Annotated in this window: 14 protein-coding genes; 5 read left to right on the forward strand and 9 right to left on the reverse strand. The window is 74.6% G+C overall.

The genetic code is table 11. The features are described from left to right. Window positions 1–13: 13 nt before the first annotated feature. A complete protein-coding gene (locus ACIRBX_RS37490) occupies window positions 14–1,474 on the forward strand; it encodes an MFS transporter (RefSeq protein WP_402304752.1) in 1,461 nt (486 codons plus the stop codon). A gap of 449 nt (window positions 1,475–1,923) precedes the next feature. On the opposite strand, the gene ACIRBX_RS37495 is transcribed toward ACIRBX_RS37490, so the two are convergent. Continuing rightward, the gene (locus tag ACIRBX_RS37495; RefSeq protein ID WP_402304753.1) at window positions 1,924–3,159 is read right to left on the reverse strand and encodes a serine hydrolase domain-containing protein; all 1,236 of its coding nucleotides are present in this window, start codon (window positions 3,157–3,159) and stop codon (window positions 1,924–1,926) included. A 166-nt stretch (window positions 3,160–3,325) separates the two neighbouring features. Here ACIRBX_RS37495 and ACIRBX_RS37500 point away from each other — a divergent pair, with 166 nt between their 5' ends. The 4 genes from ACIRBX_RS37500 to ACIRBX_RS37515 all read left to right on the forward strand — a co-directional run bounded on the left by ACIRBX_RS37500 (window position 3,326) and on the right by ACIRBX_RS37515 (window position 9,425). Continuing rightward, the gene (locus tag ACIRBX_RS37500) at window positions 3,326–3,847 is read left to right on the forward strand and encodes an NUDIX hydrolase (protein WP_402304756.1); all 522 of its coding nucleotides are present in this window, start codon (window positions 3,326–3,328) and stop codon (window positions 3,845–3,847) included. Between the two features lie 9 nt (window positions 3,848–3,856). Next, window positions 3,857–4,624 (forward strand): TetR/AcrR family transcriptional regulator, encoded by a 768-nt coding sequence (locus ACIRBX_RS37505; RefSeq protein WP_402304758.1) that lies wholly within the window; start codon window positions 3,857–3,859, stop codon window positions 4,622–4,624. A 307-nt stretch (window positions 4,625–4,931) separates the two neighbouring features. Then, a complete protein-coding gene (locus ACIRBX_RS37510; protein ID WP_402304760.1) occupies window positions 4,932–6,875 on the forward strand; it encodes a hypothetical protein in 1,944 nt (647 codons plus the stop codon). Between the two features lie 300 nt (window positions 6,876–7,175). Next, window positions 7,176–9,425, forward strand: coding sequence for a glycosyl hydrolase family 18 protein (locus ACIRBX_RS37515; protein ID WP_402304763.1), 2,250 nt, complete (start codon window positions 7,176–7,178; stop codon window positions 9,423–9,425). A 41-nt stretch (window positions 9,426–9,466) separates the two neighbouring features. Here the strand turns inward: ACIRBX_RS37515 and ACIRBX_RS37520 are convergent, their stop codons facing one another. The 8 genes from ACIRBX_RS37520 to ACIRBX_RS37555 all read right to left on the reverse strand — a co-directional run bounded on the left by ACIRBX_RS37520 (window position 9,467) and on the right by ACIRBX_RS37555 (window position 15,718). Continuing rightward, window positions 9,467–10,174, reverse strand: coding sequence for a spermidine synthase (locus tag ACIRBX_RS37520; RefSeq protein WP_402304765.1), 708 nt, complete (start codon window positions 10,172–10,174; stop codon window positions 9,467–9,469). Window positions 10,175–10,221: 47 nt separating this feature from the next. Beyond that, complete coding sequence (locus ACIRBX_RS37525; RefSeq protein ID WP_402304767.1) at window positions 10,222–10,692, reverse strand: hypothetical protein; 471 nt, start codon at window positions 10,690–10,692, stop codon at window positions 10,222–10,224. Window positions 10,693–10,842: 150 nt separating this feature from the next. Continuing rightward, window positions 10,843–11,319, reverse strand: coding sequence for a hypothetical protein (locus ACIRBX_RS37530; protein WP_402304768.1), 477 nt, complete (start codon window positions 11,317–11,319; stop codon window positions 10,843–10,845). 75 nt (window positions 11,320–11,394) lie between these two features. Next, window positions 11,395–12,432: a YeiH family protein gene (locus ACIRBX_RS37535; RefSeq protein ID WP_402304770.1), complete on the reverse strand. Its 1,038-nt coding sequence runs from the start codon at window positions 12,430–12,432 to the stop codon at window positions 11,395–11,397. Window positions 12,433–12,438: 6 nt separating this feature from the next. Further along, window positions 12,439–12,996, reverse strand: coding sequence for a cysteine dioxygenase (locus ACIRBX_RS37540; RefSeq protein ID WP_402304771.1), 558 nt, complete (start codon window positions 12,994–12,996; stop codon window positions 12,439–12,441). A gap of 238 nt (window positions 12,997–13,234) precedes the next feature. Continuing rightward, window positions 13,235–14,140, reverse strand: coding sequence for a LysR family transcriptional regulator (locus tag ACIRBX_RS37545; RefSeq protein WP_402304774.1), 906 nt, complete (start codon window positions 14,138–14,140; stop codon window positions 13,235–13,237). Window positions 14,141–14,210: 70 nt separating this feature from the next. Continuing rightward, window positions 14,211–15,077: an amino acid ABC transporter permease gene (locus ACIRBX_RS37550; protein WP_402304777.1), complete on the reverse strand. Its 867-nt coding sequence runs from the start codon at window positions 15,075–15,077 to the stop codon at window positions 14,211–14,213. Beyond that, entirely contained in the window at window positions 15,074–15,718 is a 645-nt protein-coding gene (locus ACIRBX_RS37555) for an amino acid ABC transporter permease (RefSeq protein WP_402304779.1), read from the reverse strand. The genes ACIRBX_RS37550 and ACIRBX_RS37555 overlap by 4 nt, the downstream gene beginning before the upstream one ends. Window positions 15,719–15,731: the final 13 nt, after the last annotated feature.

The raw sequence follows: 15,731 nt of genomic DNA on the forward strand, positions 1-15,731 counted from the left end.
GGATGACGCAGCGTTGACCAGCAAGGCCGCCACCAGCACCCCCGTCGCCCGGACCGGGCCCGCTCCGGGCAGGGCCGACGACCTCGACGGCCTCGACCCGAAGCGGTGGAAGGCGCTCTGGGTCTGCCTGCTGGTCGGCTTCATGTCCTTCCTGGACGTCTCGATCGTCAACGTCGCCCTCCCCTCCATCCAGACCGGTCTGCACACCTCGGAGGCCGGGCTCTCCTGGGTGCTCTCCGGCTACGTGCTCGCCTTCGGCCTGACCCTCGTCCCGGCCGGCCGCCTCGGTGACACCTACGGGCGGCGCACCTTCTTCCTGGCCGGGCTCGCCCTGTTCACCGCCGCCTCGGTGCTCTGCGGCCTGGCCGGCAGCGAGGGCTGGCTGATCGCCGCCCGGCTCGGCCAGGGCGTCGCCGCCGGGCTGCTCACCCCGCAGATCTCCGGGCTGATCCAGCAGCTGTTCCGGGGCGCGGAGCGCGGCAAGGCGTTCGGCCTGCTCGGCTCCACCATCGGGATCGCCACCGCCGTCGGCCCGGTGCTCGGCGGCCTGCTGATCGAGGCCCTCGGCACCGAGCACGGCTGGCGCTGGGTGTTCTTCGTCAACCTGCCGATCGGTCTGCTCGCCTACCCGCTGGCCCGGCGGCTGCTGCCGGCCGGCGAGCGGCGGGCCCGGACCGGGCTCGACCCGGTCGGGGTGCTGCTGCTCGGCGGGGCGGTCCTCGCCCTGCTGCTGCCGCTGATCGAGCAGCAGAGCTGGCAGGGCGCGGCGAAGTGGCTGCTGCTCGGGGTGGGCGCGGTGCTGCTGGCCGGCTTCCTCGGGTGGGAGCACCGCTACCGGCGGACCGGGCGGGCGCCGCTGGTCGACCTCGGGGTGTTCCGCTTCGGCTCGTACTCGCTGGGCGCGCTGCTCGGGGCGGTCTACTTCGCCGGGTTCACCAGCATCTTCTTCATCTTCACGCTCTACCTGCAGAACGGGCTCGGGTACTCGGCACTGGCCGCCGGGCTCGCCATCACGCCGTTCGCGATCGGCACCGCCGCCAGCTCGGTGCTCGCCGGGCGGAACGTCCACCGCTTCGGGCGGCGCATGATCACCATCGGCCTGGTGCTGGTCGTGCTCGGCCTCACCGGCACCTGGCTGGCCGTCAGCCTGGCCTCCGGCCCCTCGGCGGGCTGGGCCACCGCGCTGCCCCTGCTGGTGGCCGGGCTCGGCTCCGGCGCCGTGATCAGCCCCAACTCCACCCTCACCCTCCAGGACGTGCCGGTCGCCCAGGCTGGGACCGCCAGCGGCATGCTGCAGACCGGCCAGCGGGTCAGTTCGGCGGCGGGCATCGCGATCGTCAGCTCGGTCTTCTTCGCCCGGATCGGCGACGGCTGGGACGCGGCCTTCGAGGCGGGCATCCTCACCTCCGCGGCGATCGTCGGCCTCGCCCTGGTGATCGCCCTCGCCGACCTCCTCCGCCCCGGAAGGCGCTGACGCCCCGTCACCGGGCCGGGCCGGACGGCCCAGCGGTAGAGGGACCGGGGACGGGGCGGACAGGAGCGGGAGACCGAGCAGCCGAGGCGGGCAGCGGTGTCCCGGTAGGGGGTGGACCGCAACGGTGTGCGCCGTGGGTGGGTCCGTCCGGGTGGTGGCTCACCGACGGGCCGAGCGCCGTCCCGGCGGTCCGCCGGGCGGGTGCGGACGACGACGATCGGAGGGCAGGAGCGGATGCTGCCCGTCACCCCCGGCACCATGCGATCGACCAGGCAGCCGACGGCAGCGGCGGCGGACCGCCGGGTAGCGCTCAGCCGCCCTGACGATCCGCCAGGCAGCCGCGGAGGGCGGCACCCCAGGTGCGGGAGCGGATGTCGCCCGTCACCCCCGGCGTCATGCCCTGATGAGACAGCAGAGGCACTGGCGGTGCCGGACCACCGGCACCGTGCTCAGCCGCCCTGACGGTCCGCCAGGCAGCTGCGGACTGCGGCGATCAAAGTGCGGGAGCGGATGTCGCCCGTCACCCCCGGCATCATGCCGTTGGTGACGTAGCCGAAGCCGATGCCCAGCTCCGGGTCGGCGAAGCCCAGCGAGCCGCCCCGGCCCGGGTGGCCGAAGGAGGCCGGGGAGGCCATCGGGGAGCTCGGGCCGTGGCGGAAGAAGCCGAGGCCGAAGGTGGTGTTGACGATCAGGACCTTGTCGGGGCCGCTCACCTCGGGGCCCATCGCCTCGGCCAGCAGCTCCGGCCCGAGCAGCGCCGGTAGCCGTTCGCCCGCCGGGCCGCCGTGCCGGTCCGCCGCGCCGATCAGCGCCGCGAACAGCCGGGCCACCGACCGGGCCGTGCCGATCGCGCCCGCGCCGGGGATCTCGGCGGCCTGGATCGCCGGGTCGTTCAGGTCCACCGCCGAGCGGACCGAGGCGAACGAACGGGCCGTCAGCGACGTCCGGTCCTGGTAGGCGGCCGTCACCGAGGCCTTGGGGCGCAGCCGCAGGCCGCCGGGTGCGCTCTGGGTGGCGGCGGCCGGGGCGGGCAGGTCGACCAGCCGGCCGACCCGGGGGCCGGCGCCGGCGGGCAGGCCGATCCACAGGTCGAGGCCGAGCGGGCGGGCGATCTCCTCGGCGAAGTAGCGGCCGACGCTGCGCCCGTCGGCCCGCCGGATCACCTCGCCGACCAGCCAGCCGAAGGTGTAGGGGTGGTAGCCGTGGGCCGTGCCGGGCTCCCAGAACGGCGCCTGGGCGGCCACCGCCGCGACGGCCGGCTCCCAGGCGATCACGTCCTCGACCCGCAGCGGCACGTCCAGCGCGGGGATGCCGGTCTGGTGCGAGAACAGCCAGCGGACCGGCACCCGCTCCTTGCCCCCGGCCTTGAACTCCGGCCAGTACGAGGCGACCGGCGCGTCCAGGTCGAGCCGGCCCTGCCCCACCAGGTGGAGCGCGGCGGCGGCCGTCAGCCCCTTGGTGACCGAGCGCAGCACCTGCGCGGTGTCGGCCGTCCAGGCCACCGCCGGGGCCGGTCGGCCGCCGACCTCGGCCCGGGCGTCGCCGCCCCAGAGGTCGGCCACCTTCCGGCCGTCGTGGTAGAGCGCGAAGGCCGCGCCGAGCTCGCCGTGGTCGCGGAAGTTCCGTTCGAACGCCTCCCGTACCGGCTCGAAGCCCTCGGCCACCTCGCCCCAGATCTCCACCACCACGTGCCGCCTTCGCTCCGCCGTACCGCCGTCCCGCCGTCCGGTCGTCGTGCCGCACGGTCCGCATCTGAACGATAGTCGGATCACCGGTACGGCGCCGAGGACCGCCCTCCGCTCGTCGCCTCTCCCCCGACACCCCGTCAGGTGGGTTCGGTAGCGTGCCCCCATGCAGAAGTACGAGGACGAGATCCTGGACGTGGTGGACGAGCACGACGCGGTGATCGGCACCGCCTCGCGGGCCGAGGTCTACCGGCGGGGTCTGACCCACCGCTGCACCTTCGTCCTGGTCCGCGATCCGCAGGACCGGGTCTTCGTGCACCGCCGGGCCGCCACCAAGGGCTACGGTCCGGGCGCGTACGACGCCTTCGTCGGCGGCGTGGTCGGCACCGGCGAGAGCTACGCCGAGGCCGCCGTCCGGGAGGCCGAGGAGGAGCTCGGCGTCTCCGGGGTGGTGCCGCGTCGGCTGTTCAACTTCCTGTTCTCCGAGTCCGGCTTCTCCTGGTTCTGCGACGTCTGGGAGGCCCGTTGGGACGGCCCGGTGCAGCCGCAGGCCGAGGAGATCGACTGGCACGGCTGGCTCACCGACGCGGAGCTGGCCGAGCGGCTGACGGAGTGGGAGTTCGTGCCCGACGGCCTGGAGGCGTACCGGCGTTACCTCTCCCACCGGAGCGACACGCCGGGGCAGTAGGGTGACGCCATGGTTTCGCGGACGCCGCCGGTGGCGGATCGGGACGGGCGGGCACCCCGCCGACGGCTGAGCGTGGACGAGCGCCGGGAGCAGCTGATCGCGGTGGCGCTCGACCTGTTCAGCCGGTACGCCCCCGAAGACGTGTCGATCGACGACATCGCAGCCGCCGCCGGGGCCTCCCGGCCGCTGGTCTACCACTACTTCCCCGGCAAGCAGGCGCTCTACGAGGAGTCCCTCCGGCGGGCCGGCCAGGAGCTGGCCGGCCGCTTCGAGGAGCCCCGGGAGGGTCCGCTCTCCGAGCGGCTGCACCGGGTGATGGGCCGTTACCTCGACTTCGTGCAGAGCCACGGGCCCGGCTTCACCGCCCTGCTGCGCGGCGGCTCGGTGGCCGCCAGCCCGGCCGGCACGGCCGTCATCGACCAGGTCCGCCGGGCGGCGGCCGAGCAGATCCTCTCCCACCTCTCGGTCGGCGACCCCGGTCCCAACCTCCGGCGCACCGTGCGGGCCTGGATCGCCAACGTCGAGATCACCTCCCTCGACTGGCTGGCCGACGGCTCGACGCCCCCGGAGGTGCTCCAGCTCCAGCTGGTCCAGGAGTTCACCGCCGCCCTGGTGGTCTGCGCCGCCCGTGAGCCGGCCCTCGCCCTCGACCTGGCCGCCTTCCTGGCCACCGAGTCGCACGACGGCCCCACCGCGCAGCTGGTCCGCCAGCTCGCCGCGCTGCTCACCGTCCCGGGCCTCCCCGAGGCCCTCGGCGAGCTGGCGGCTCCCGAGTAGCCGACGCCGCGTCAGGCCCCGGCGCCGGGCCGGGTGTCGACGGTGCGGGCCGCCGTACGGGCGCTCCGCCACCGGCTCCCGCTCCCCGGCGCCTTCCACGCGCCGACAGCCGCACTCCCGGGCGCGGTGGCCACCGCGCCGCCCGGGTCCGGGCTCCCCCGGGCCCGTCGGTGTGCCACCCGGCCGCACACCCCCGGCGCCGGGCCGCCGGACGGCCGTCCCGCCCCGAGGTCGGGCACCGCTGCGTCCGGGGGTTCTGATAGAAAGTGAACGGAATTTCCACCGGGGAGCGAGGGGGCCCACCGCCATGACTCTGGACGGCTTCGCGGGCGCGGAGCGGATCGGCGCCACGATCGACGTACTGGCCGACAGCCTGTTGAGCCGGGTGGCCACGCACTACCCGGCGGGCTCGCTGAGCAGCGGGCCGTCGACGCACCCGGCGGCGGAGGCGCTGTTCGGCCTGCGGCTCTCCCGCACCGGCCCGGGCCGGCTGACGGTCCGTGGGCTGGGCAGCGTGGTGGAGGCGTCCACCGTGACCGCCTTCGCCGAGGCCGACGCCCCGACCGCCGAGCTGTTCGGCCGGTACGGGGCCAAGGAGTTGCGCGGGCTGCCCGCCGAGGCGGTGACGGCCGCTCAGGTCGGGCTGCCGGTGGTGTCGGAGGCGGCCGGCGCGTTCCTGCGGCCGGAGTTCCCGCCCGCCGTGGCGTGGTTCGCCTCGGACCGGCCGGTGGCGGAGCCGGAGGAGCTGGCCACCGGGGCGGGCGTCGAGGTCCGCTTCGTGGTGTCGCCGGTCTTCCACCCGCTGGTGGCGCGCGGCAGCCGGGCCGACCGGGCCGGTCATCTGGCCGAGGTCGCCGAGGAGTTGTACGCGGGCGGCGGCGCGCAGGAGCGCCTGGAGTGGTCGGTGCTGACCGGTCTGCTGACCCAGCCCGCCGCCGCGGCCGGGGTGGTCTTCGCCGGGCTGGCCGCGCTGGAGGTGGACGGCCGTCCGAGCCGGGCCTCGCTGGTGGTCTCGCTGGGCCGCTCCGGCCGTCAGATCACCGAGCTGTCGGCCGAGTTGGCCGACTCCCGGCAGCAGGCCGAGGTGTGGACGGTGCTGCTGCCGGCCGGTCCGGCCGCCGTGCTGGTGGAGACCCGGATCGCCACCGTGCCGCAGCTGCTGCTGCCGGTCGGCCAGGCCGCCGACGAGCCGGACGCACCGGACAACACGGTGAGTTCGGTGGTCGAGGCGTTCCTCCCGCTGCCGGACGGCGTCTCGGTGCTGACGCTGCAGCTCGGCACCGCCCACCCGGAGGACTTCGGGCTGTACACCACCGCCTTCGCCGAGGTCCTGGCCTCCGTCCAGCTCGGCTGGGACGGCACCCGTGCCGCCCTGCCGCCGCAGGCTCCCGCCCAGGAGCAGCCGCAGGCCGCCGCCGCGTACCAGCCGGAGCAGCCCGCCTACCAGCCGCCGGCGTACCAGCCCGAGGTCCAGGCGGTCGTCCCGCCGCAGCCGGTGGCCCCGCCGCCGGTCGCCCCGCCCGTTCCCCCGCCCGCACCTGTGGCCGCACCCGCGCCCGCAGCACCCGCACCGGCGCAGCAGCAGCCGGCCGCGACCGGGCTGGCCTCGGTCGAGCCGGAGGAGCCCAAGGGCCGGTTCGTCCACGTGCCCCCGCCGGACTTCAACCCCTTCGCCCCGCCGAAGCCCGCCGCCGCTGCCGCCCCGGCCGCCGCCGCGCCGGCCGGGGACGAGGAGGAGCTCAAGGGCCGCTTCGTGCACGTGCCGCCGCCGGACTTCAACCCCTTCGGCGCCCCGCCGCCCAAGGCGTCGGCCCCCGCCCCGGCGGCGGCCGTCCCGGCTGCGGCTCCGGCCGCCGCCGACCCGTTCGGCACGGTGACCACCAACCAGCCGGCCGACCCGTTCGGCACGGTGACGACCGCTCAGCCGGCTGCCCCGGCCGCCCCGGTGGCTCCGCCGCGCCCGACCACCCCGCCGCGGGTGGCCGCTCCCGGGCCGCTGCTCGACGAGGACGGCAAGCCGAGGGGCCGGTTCGTCCACGTGCCCCCGGCGGACTTCAACCCCTTCGCCCCGCCGAAGCGCGCCGCCGCCCCGGCCGCCGCCGAGCAGGAGGAGGACGAGGCACCCAAGGGCCGCTTCGTCCACGTCCCGCCGCCGGACTTCAACCCCTTCGGCGCCCGGCCGGCCGGCTCGGCCCCCGCTGCCGCCGCCCCGGCCCCGCCCGCACCGCCCGCGAACAACCCGTTCGGCTGACGGACGGTCGGTCCACGCTCCGTCCGACGGCCGTCGGTCCCGAGGCACCCGCCTCGCGACCGGCGGCCGTCGCCGTTCCCCGGCGGCCCGCGCGCCCTCCGGCCGCCCCGGTCACGACACTGGTCCAGACCCATTGCCAGCCCCGTGGTCCGTCCCTACTCTCGCAGGACACAGGATCTCCGTGGCACCCCGACGGCCCGGCGGCCCAGCACCATTCGCACCTGGCACCGTCACCTCCCCACAGGTAGGGAGCGGACCGTCCGGGCCCCGGGCGGCGGCTCCCTGGACAGGAGTTCAGCCATGCGCAGACGTCGGTTCGGCCTGCCCCTGCTCGCGGCGGGGGCGTTGATCGCCCCGCTGCTGGCGGTGGCCCTGCCCGGCACCGCCCAGGCCGCCGCCCCCACCGCCACCTTCGCCAAGGGCAGCGACTGGGGCTCCGGCTACGAGGGCAGCTTCACCGTCAAGAACAACGAGACCACCGCGCTGAACAACTGGGTGCTCGAGTTCGACCTGCCGGCCGGGAACACCGTCGCCGCGCTCTGGAACGCGAGCTACACCGCCGCCGCCTCGCACGTCACCGTCAAACCGCCGGGCTGGCAGACCTCGATCGCCCCCGGCGCCTCGTACGGCCTGGGCTTCAACATCGCCTACTCCGGCACCTACAAGCCGCTGCTCAACTGCAAGTTGAACGGCAAGCCGTGCGACGGCAGCGGCTCCGACACCGTCCCGCCGACCGCTCCGGGCAACCTCCAGGCGAGCCTGGGCGGCAACGGCACGGTCGCGCTCTCCTGGACCGCGAGCGCCGACAACGTCGGGGTCACCGGCTACGACGTCTTCGACGGCTCCGTCAAGATCGCCACCTCGGTGGGCACCGGGCTCAGCCTCGGCGGCCTGGCCACCGGCAGTCACAGCATCACCGTGGTCGCCTTCGACGCGGCCGGGAACCGCTCCGCACCCGGCGGCCCGATCACCGTGGTGATCCCGCCGCCGCAGCCGGACACCGACCCGCCGAGCAGGCCCGGCACCCCCACCGCCGTCCCCGACTCCCGCTCGGTGGCGCTGAGTTGGGCCGCCAGCACGGACAACATCGGGGTCACCGCCTACGAGGTCTACAACGGTGCCGCGCTGGCCACCACCGTCCCGGCCGCCAACGCCGTGGTCTCCGGCCTCACCCCGGAGACCGACTACACCTTCACCGTGAAGGCCCGCGACGCGGCGGGGAACGTCTCGGTGCTCTCCGACCCAGTGGCCACCCGGACCACCAAGGAGGTGGTCAACCCGAACGCGCTGAAGATCGGCTACTTCACCCAGTGGTCGGTCTACGCCCGGGGCTACAGCGTCAAGCAGCTGGACACCTCCGGCACGGCGGCCAAGCTGACCCACCTCAACTACGCCTTCGCCAACATCCACCCGTCCACCAAGCAGTGCTTCATCACCAACAAGGCGGCGGGCAACGACTCCGACCCGAACGCCGGTGACGGCGCCGGCGACGCCTGGGCCGACTTCGGCCGGGGCTGGGACGCGGGCAGCTCGGTGGCCGGCACCACCGACACCTGGGACCAGAAGCTGGCCGGCAACTTCAACCAGCTGAAGCAACTCAAGGCCAAGTACCCCAACCTCAAGATGCAGATCTCGCTGGGCGGTTGGTCCTACAGCAAGTGGTTCTCCGACGCCTCGCTCACCGACGCCTCCCGCAAGGCGCTGGTCAGCTCCTGCATCGACATGTACATCAAGGGGAACCTGCCGACCATCGACGGCCGGGGCGGCGCGGGCTCGGCCGCCGGGATCTTCGACGGCATCGACCTGGACTGGGAGTGGCCGAACTCCGAGGGCCACCTCGGGAACGTCATCCGCCCGGCCGACAAGGCCAACTACACCCTGCTGGCCCAGGAGTTCCGCCGCCAGCTGGACGCGCTGACCGCCACCACCGGCAAGAAGTACACCCTCTCCGCCTTCCTGCCGGCCGACCCGGCCAAGGTGGACCTCGGCATCGACGTGCCCGGCCTGTTCGGCGCCTTCGACTTCGCCACCATCCAGGGTTACGACTACCACGGCGGCTGGGAGCTGCAGACCAACCAGCAGTCCGGCATCAAGCTCGCGGCCGGCGACCCGAACCCGGTGGCCCGGCAGTTCAGCTCCGAGATCGCCATCAACGCCTACCTGACCCGGGGCGCCCCCAAGTCCAAGCTGACGCTGGGCATCCCGTTCTACGGCCGGGGCTGGACGGGCGTGCCGCGCGGCACCACCAACGGCCTGTTCCAGACCGCGACCGGGCCCGCGCCGGGCTCGTACGAGGCCGGCTTCGAGGACTACAAGAAGCTCAAGACCATGGCCACCAGCGGTGGTTACACCATCTACCGGGACCCGGTGGCCGGCCACTCCTACATCTACAACGGCTCGGTCTTCTACACCTACGACGACCCGACCGAGATCGCCCGCAAGACCGCCTGGATCAAGTCCCAGGGCCTGGCGGGCGCGATGATCTGGTCGTTCGACGGGGACACCCCGAACGGCGAGCTGATGACCGCCGTGGACAGCGGTCTGAAGTAGCGCCCCGGAGCAGTGGCCTGACGGGGCCTCGACCGTCGGGCTCAGCCCGCGCGGCGTGCCAGGTGGACCACATCGGGCACGCCGCGCAGCACCGGGATCTCCTCGGTGCGCACGTCCGCGAAGCCGGCCGTCCGCAGCGCCTCCTCGAAGGCGGCGGACGGCTGGGCGCTCCACACCGCCAGCACGCCGCCGGGGTTGAGCCGCCGCTGCGCGGCGGCCAGCCCGGCCGGGCCGTAGAGGCCGGAGTTCTCCTCGGTGACGGTCCAGTCCGGGCCGTTGTCGATGTCGAGGCAGAGCGCGTCGAAGCGCTCGCCCTCACCCGCCAGGTAGCCGACCAGGTCACCGTGCAGCACGGCGACCCGGGGGTCGTCCAGCGCGTGCTCGGAGAAGGCGGCCAGCGGGCCGGTGCGGTGCCAGTCGATGATGGCGTCCTCCCGCTCGGCCACCGCGATCCGGCCCCAGCGCGGCTCGGCCGCCGCGTACGCCAGCGAGAAGCCGACGCCCAGGCCGCCGATCAGCACGCTCGGCCGCTCGACACCGGCCAGCTGGTCCAGGGCGGCCTGGACCAGCAGCCGCTCGGAGCGGCCGTCGGCGGTGTCCATCAGGAAGCAGCCGTTGGCGATCACCTCGTAGTGCGCGCCGCGCCGCCGCAGCGCCACCTCGCCGTACGGGCCCTCCCGGCGGTCGATCGTGACGGGGGCCTCGAAGCCGTCCCGGTCCGGCAGATCGGTCATCGGGGGCACGGTCATCTCGCTGGGTCCTTCGGTCGTTCGTCCGCGGCTGTCCGCCCCCGACTCTAGCCGCTCTCCCGGAACCGTCCGCCGCCGTACCGGCGCAGCGCCTCGCCGACGGTGACCCGGCCGGCCGGCAGCTCGCGCACCGGCACCAGGGCGCGGGCCCACAGCCCGTCCTGCCGGAAATCGCCGGAGCCGCCGTACCGGGTGCCCGGCACCGCCCAGACCGTGAGCCAGGCCACGCCGTCGGTCCGGTCCGGCCGGGGGGCGATCCGCACCGCCGTCAGCTCGGCCCAGTCCAGCAGCAGTTCGGTGCCGCCGCGCTCGCGCATCCCGATGCCCCGGCTGCCGATCCGCAGCCGCCTCGGGTGCCGGGCCCGGCGGCGGTAGCGGCGGGCCCGGGACAGGCCGGCCACCACCAGGTAGGGCGCCAGCAGGCCGAACGGGAACAGCGGGGCCCGGGTGAAGGCGGCGAAGGACGCCACCCCGGCCAGTCCGAGCCCGACCGCCGTGCCGTACAGCAGCCCGAGCACCCAGACCGCGCGGGCCAGCGCCGCGCGGCGGTGCGAGCCGTCGGTGACGAGGTACTCCTGCCACTCCTCGGGGCCGTGGTAGCCGGCCGGCAGCCCGCCCGGCGGCTCGGCACCGATCCCGGCCGGGGCGGTGACGAACCGCGGCCCGCCTCAGCGGGCCAGTGCGGCGCTCAACTCGGCCACCCCGGGCGTCAGATCGGTGCAGCGGGTGACCGCGTACCCCGGGTGGCCGCCGCGGGCCCCGGCCGGTTCGGCGTCCAGCGCCACGCCGGGCACCGGCCAGAGCACCAGCAGCGGATCGGGGTAGGCCCGGCCGGTGCCCTCGTAGTCCTCGACCGCTTCGGGGTACTCCAGGGCGACGGCGGTGATCTCGGCCCAGCTCAGCTCGCGGTCGTGCAGCGCGATCCCGTGCTCGTCCACCCGCAGCCTGAATGGCCGTGCCGCCTCCCGGAGTTGCGAGACCGCGAAGACCGCCGCGAGCAGCCCCACCCCCAGCAGCGCGTACTGCCCGGCGTCCCCCGGGCCGGCCTGCACCACCCAGGCCCCGTCCGCCAGCAGCACCGCCACCGCGAAGGCCAGCACCCGCCCGCCCCGGCGGCGCAACCGCCCGGCCCGTTCGAACTCCATCGCCCTCACCCCCTGCGGCGAGGATGCCCCGCCCGGAGAGGGTGCGTCGACCCCGGGCGGCGATCCGTGACCGACTCAGGACGTGAGCAGCACGCCGCCGTAGGCGACCCCGGCGATCAGCACCCAGGAGGCCAGGCCGAGCAGCGCCACCCGGGCGCCGGTCCGGGTCAGCGAGGACAGCCGGACGGCGCTGCCGAGGGCGAACAGGGCGGTGGCGAGCAGGAGTTCCTGGGCGTGCGCGGCCAGCGAGAGCGCGACCGCCGGGACCAGCCCGGTGCTGTTCACCGCCACCATGGCCAGGAAGCCGAGCACGAACAGCGGCAGCACCGGCGGCCTGGCCCCGGCCGCCGCACCGCGCGGACGGCGACGGGCCAGCACGATGCCGACCCCGGCCACCAGCGGGGCCAGCATCGCCACCCGCATCAGCTTCACCAGCACCGCCTCGCGCAGCGCCTCCGCCCCGGCGCCCTGCGCGGTGGCCACCACCTGGCCGACGTCGTGCACCCCGGCGCCGACCCAGCGGCCGAACTCCCCGGCGTCCAGCCCGAGCGGGGTGCGCAGCAGCGGCAGCACGGCGATGGCCAGCGTGCCGCAGAGGGTGACCAGGGCGGCCGAGGTGGCCATGTCCTCCTCCTCGCTGCCGGCCGCCTGGCCGACCGCGCCGATCGCCGAGGCCCCGCAGATCGAGTAGCCGGTGGCGATCAGCAGCGGCTGGTCGCCGGGCAGGCCGAGCCGGCGGCCCAGCCAGACGGTGCCGGCGAAGGTGGCGGCCACCACAGTGAGCACCATCAGCACGCTCGCCCAGCCGAGGCCGAGCACGTCCCGCAGTCCGAGCTTGAGGCCGAGCAGCACGATCCCGGCCCGCATCAGCCGCTTGGACGCGAGCCCGAGCCCGGCCTTGGCCGCGCCGCCGACCAGCGGGCGCAGCGCGGGCAGCTGACCCGCCGTCACCCCGAGCACCACGGCGGCGGTGAGCATCGGCACCGCCGGGACGGCCCGGTGCACGGCCCAGGCCAGCGCCACCCCGGCGGCGGCCAGGGCGAGACCGGGGCCGTGCCGGCGGACCGGACCGGGCAGGGTGGGGTGGGCGACGGCGCGCAGCGTGAGGGCCATGGTGGTTCAGCCCTCGGCCGGCTGCCGGTAGACCCGGCGGATGCTGCTGCCGAGCCGGGCCAGGTCGGCGCCGTAGACGTGCAGCGAGATCGCGGTGCCGGTGCCGGTGTTCGCCACCCGGTGGATGTCACCGGGCGGGGTGAAGCCGCAGACCTCGCCCTGACAGTTGGTCACGTCCTCGGTCGCGACCAGCCGGCCGGTGGGGCCGTCCGGGACCAGCAGGTAGCGGCGCTCGCTCTCCTCGCCCCGGTGCACGCCGGTGGCGCACCAGGAGACGTGGTCGTGGATCGCGGTGTGCTGGCCGGGCAGCCAGACCAGGGCGGCCACCGAGAGGCTGCCGTCCGGCTCGGCGTGCAGCAGGTGCTGACGGTAGCGGTCCGGGTCGCCCTCCTGCTGGGCGGGGGTGAGCAGGTCCGGGCTGCCGAGGTGCGGGGCGAGCGCGGCGGCGACCAGCCGGACCGTCAGCTCCGGCGGCAGGGCCCGGCCGACCACGCGGCGCAGCTCGTCGACCAGGCCGTGCATCCGCTCGGTACAGGCGTCCAGGGGCGCGGTGGTGGTTGTCATGCCACCGAGCGTGCGGCGCACGCGCGAGGGCGTCCAACGAGGATCCGTTGGCATCGTGGCTGCTCGCGCTTATGGATGACGGGGCGTTCGGGTACGTCCGTCGCCCTTTCGGCGGTCGGCCGTCCGGGTCGGCGGGAGGCGGGGGGCGGCCGGCCGGATGGTCGTCCCGGAGGGCACGCGGGGCCCGGTCGACGGGGTGACCCTCGGGGCGGTGGGCGGGACGGTGGTCCGGGGCCGGTCAGCAGCCGACCCGGGCGGCGGCGGCTCGGGTCAGCTCGTCCAGCACCAGTCCGGTGGCGGGCACCCGGAGGTGGTCGCGGAGCACGTAGGCGCTCACCCGGCGGCGCACGTGCGGCTCGGCGAGCCGGCCGGTGACCTTGGCGTGGCACATGAAGGAGAGCACCAGGGCCGGCATCAGCGCGATGCCGACCCCGGCGGCCACCAGGCTCTGCACGGCGAGGTTGTCGTCGGTGGTGAAGACCACGTCGGGGGCGAAGCCCTGGTCGGCGCAGACCTGGAGCAGATTGGCCCGGCAGCGCGGGCAGCCGGCGATCCAGCGCTCCTCGGCGAGGTCGGCGATCCGCACCGCCTGACGGCGTGCCAGCGGGTGGCCGAGCGGGAGCAGTACGGTGAGCTGGTCCTCCATCAGCGGGGTCACCTGCACCTCGGGCGGCACCTCGGGGTCAGCACCCGGGTAGCCGAAGGCCAGCGCGATGTCGCACTCGCCGCGCACCAGCCGCTGGACCGACTCGGGCGGTTCGGCCTCCAGCAGCTCGACCCGGATGCCGGGATGCTCGGCCTGGAGCCGGGCCATCGCGGCCGGGATCAGGGTGGCGTTGGCGCTGGGGAAGGCGCAGACCCGGACCCGGCCGGCCCGCAGCCGGGCCAGCGCGCCCAACTGCTGCTGGGCGGTGTGCATGCCGTCCAGGATGGTCCCGGCGTGCCGGGCCAGCGTCTCGCCGGCCTCGGTCAGCCGCAGGCCGCGCCCGGCCCGGGTGAACAGCGGGACCCCGACGCTGCGCTCCAGCGCCTTCATCTGCTGGGTGATCGCGGGCTGGGTGTAGCCCAGCGCGCGGGCCGCCGCCGAGTAGGAGCCGGTGGCGACCACCTCGTGGAAGGTGCGCAGGTGCCGGGTGTCGAACATCCCGGAATCATAAGCAGATTTTGGGACGGCCCCGTGATGCCTCGTCAGCTCCTTCTGGGTCCCACCGGTCTCACCGTGCCTCAGGAGGCAGGCCCATCGCCACCCCCGCCTTGGCCATCGGTGCCCCGCCCTTGATCCGGGGGCTGCGCCGGCCCCGCTGCTCGACCCAGCGGGCCAGCCAGGAGAGCAGCAGGCACATGCCGATGTAGACCGGAGCGATCACCATCACCACCGGGATGAACGGCAGGTCGTAGTCCAGGTTGGTGGCGATCAGCTTGCCCGCGTGCAGGAACTCCTCGTAGGTGATCAGGAAGCCCAGCGAGGTGTCCTTGAGCGCCACCACCAGCTGGCTGATGATGCTCGGCAGCATCGCCCGGTTCGCCTGCGGCACCAGCACGTACGCCATCACCTGGGTCTTGCGCATGCCGAGCGCGAAGGCGGCCTCGCGCTGCCCCTTCGGCACCGCCAGCACGCCGGCCCGGAAGACCTCGGCCAGCACCGAGCCGTTGTAGAGGGTGAGCCCGGCCACCAGGGCCCAGAGCGGCTGCACCTGCATGGCGACGAAGATGAAGAAGATCATCACCAGCAGCGGCATGGCCCGGAAGAACTCCACCACCACCGTGCAGACCCAGCGCACCGGCCGGTGGTCGGAGAGCCGCCCGGCGGCGAACAGCGCGCCGAACGGGAGCGAGAGCACCGCGGTCAACGCGAAGGCCTTGAGCGTGTTGCCCAGCCCGCGCAGCAGCAGCTCCTGGACGCCCTTGTACTCGAACGGCGACCACTTCTCGGAGGTGAACTGGTCGGTGTCGAAGAGCTTCCACACCACCCAGCCGACCGCCGCCGCCAGCAGCACCGTGGTCAGCACCCCGTAGAGCCGGTGCCGGGCGGCAGCCTTCGGGCCGGGGACGTCGTAGAGGGCCGAAGCCGTCGCACTCACCGGGACACCGCCAGCTTCCGTTCCATCAGGTTGAAGACCGCGCTGATCGCCAGGGTGATCACCAGGTACCCGGCGGCGATCCAGACGAAGGTCCAGATGATGCTGTAGCCCAGCTCGTTGATGGTCCGGTAGGTGCCGAGCAGCTCCACCACCGAGAACGAGCCGGCGATCGCGGTGTTCTTGGCCAGCGCGATCATCACGCTGCCGACCGGTGCCACCACCGAGCGGAACGCCTGCGGCAGCACCACCAGGCCCAGGGTCTGACCGAAGGTCATGCCCAGGCTGCGGGCCGCCTCGCCCTGCCCGGTCGGCACCGTGTTGATCCCCGAGCGGAGCGCCTCGCAGACGAAGGCCGAGGTGTAGCAGCCGAGCGCGAGCACCGCGAAGGTGAAGAACGGCAGCGAGACGCCGAAGCGCGGCAGCCCCAGCAGCACCGCGAAGAACAGCAGGGTGAGCGGGGTGTTGCGGAGCACCGTCACCCAGGCCGTGCCGAGCGTGCGCAGCGGCTTCACCGGCGAGACCCGGCAGGCCGCCATCAGCACGCCGAGCAGCAGCGCCAGCGCGGCGCTGACCGCCGTCAGCTCCACCGTGCCGAGGAAGCCCTCCCAGTACGTGGACCAGTTGTCCGTCAGGACCTTCACCCGCGGCCTCCTC

Source organism: Kitasatospora sp. NPDC096147, assembly GCF_044763225.1.
Taxonomy (GTDB): domain Bacteria; phylum Actinomycetota; class Actinomycetes; order Streptomycetales; family Streptomycetaceae; genus Kitasatospora.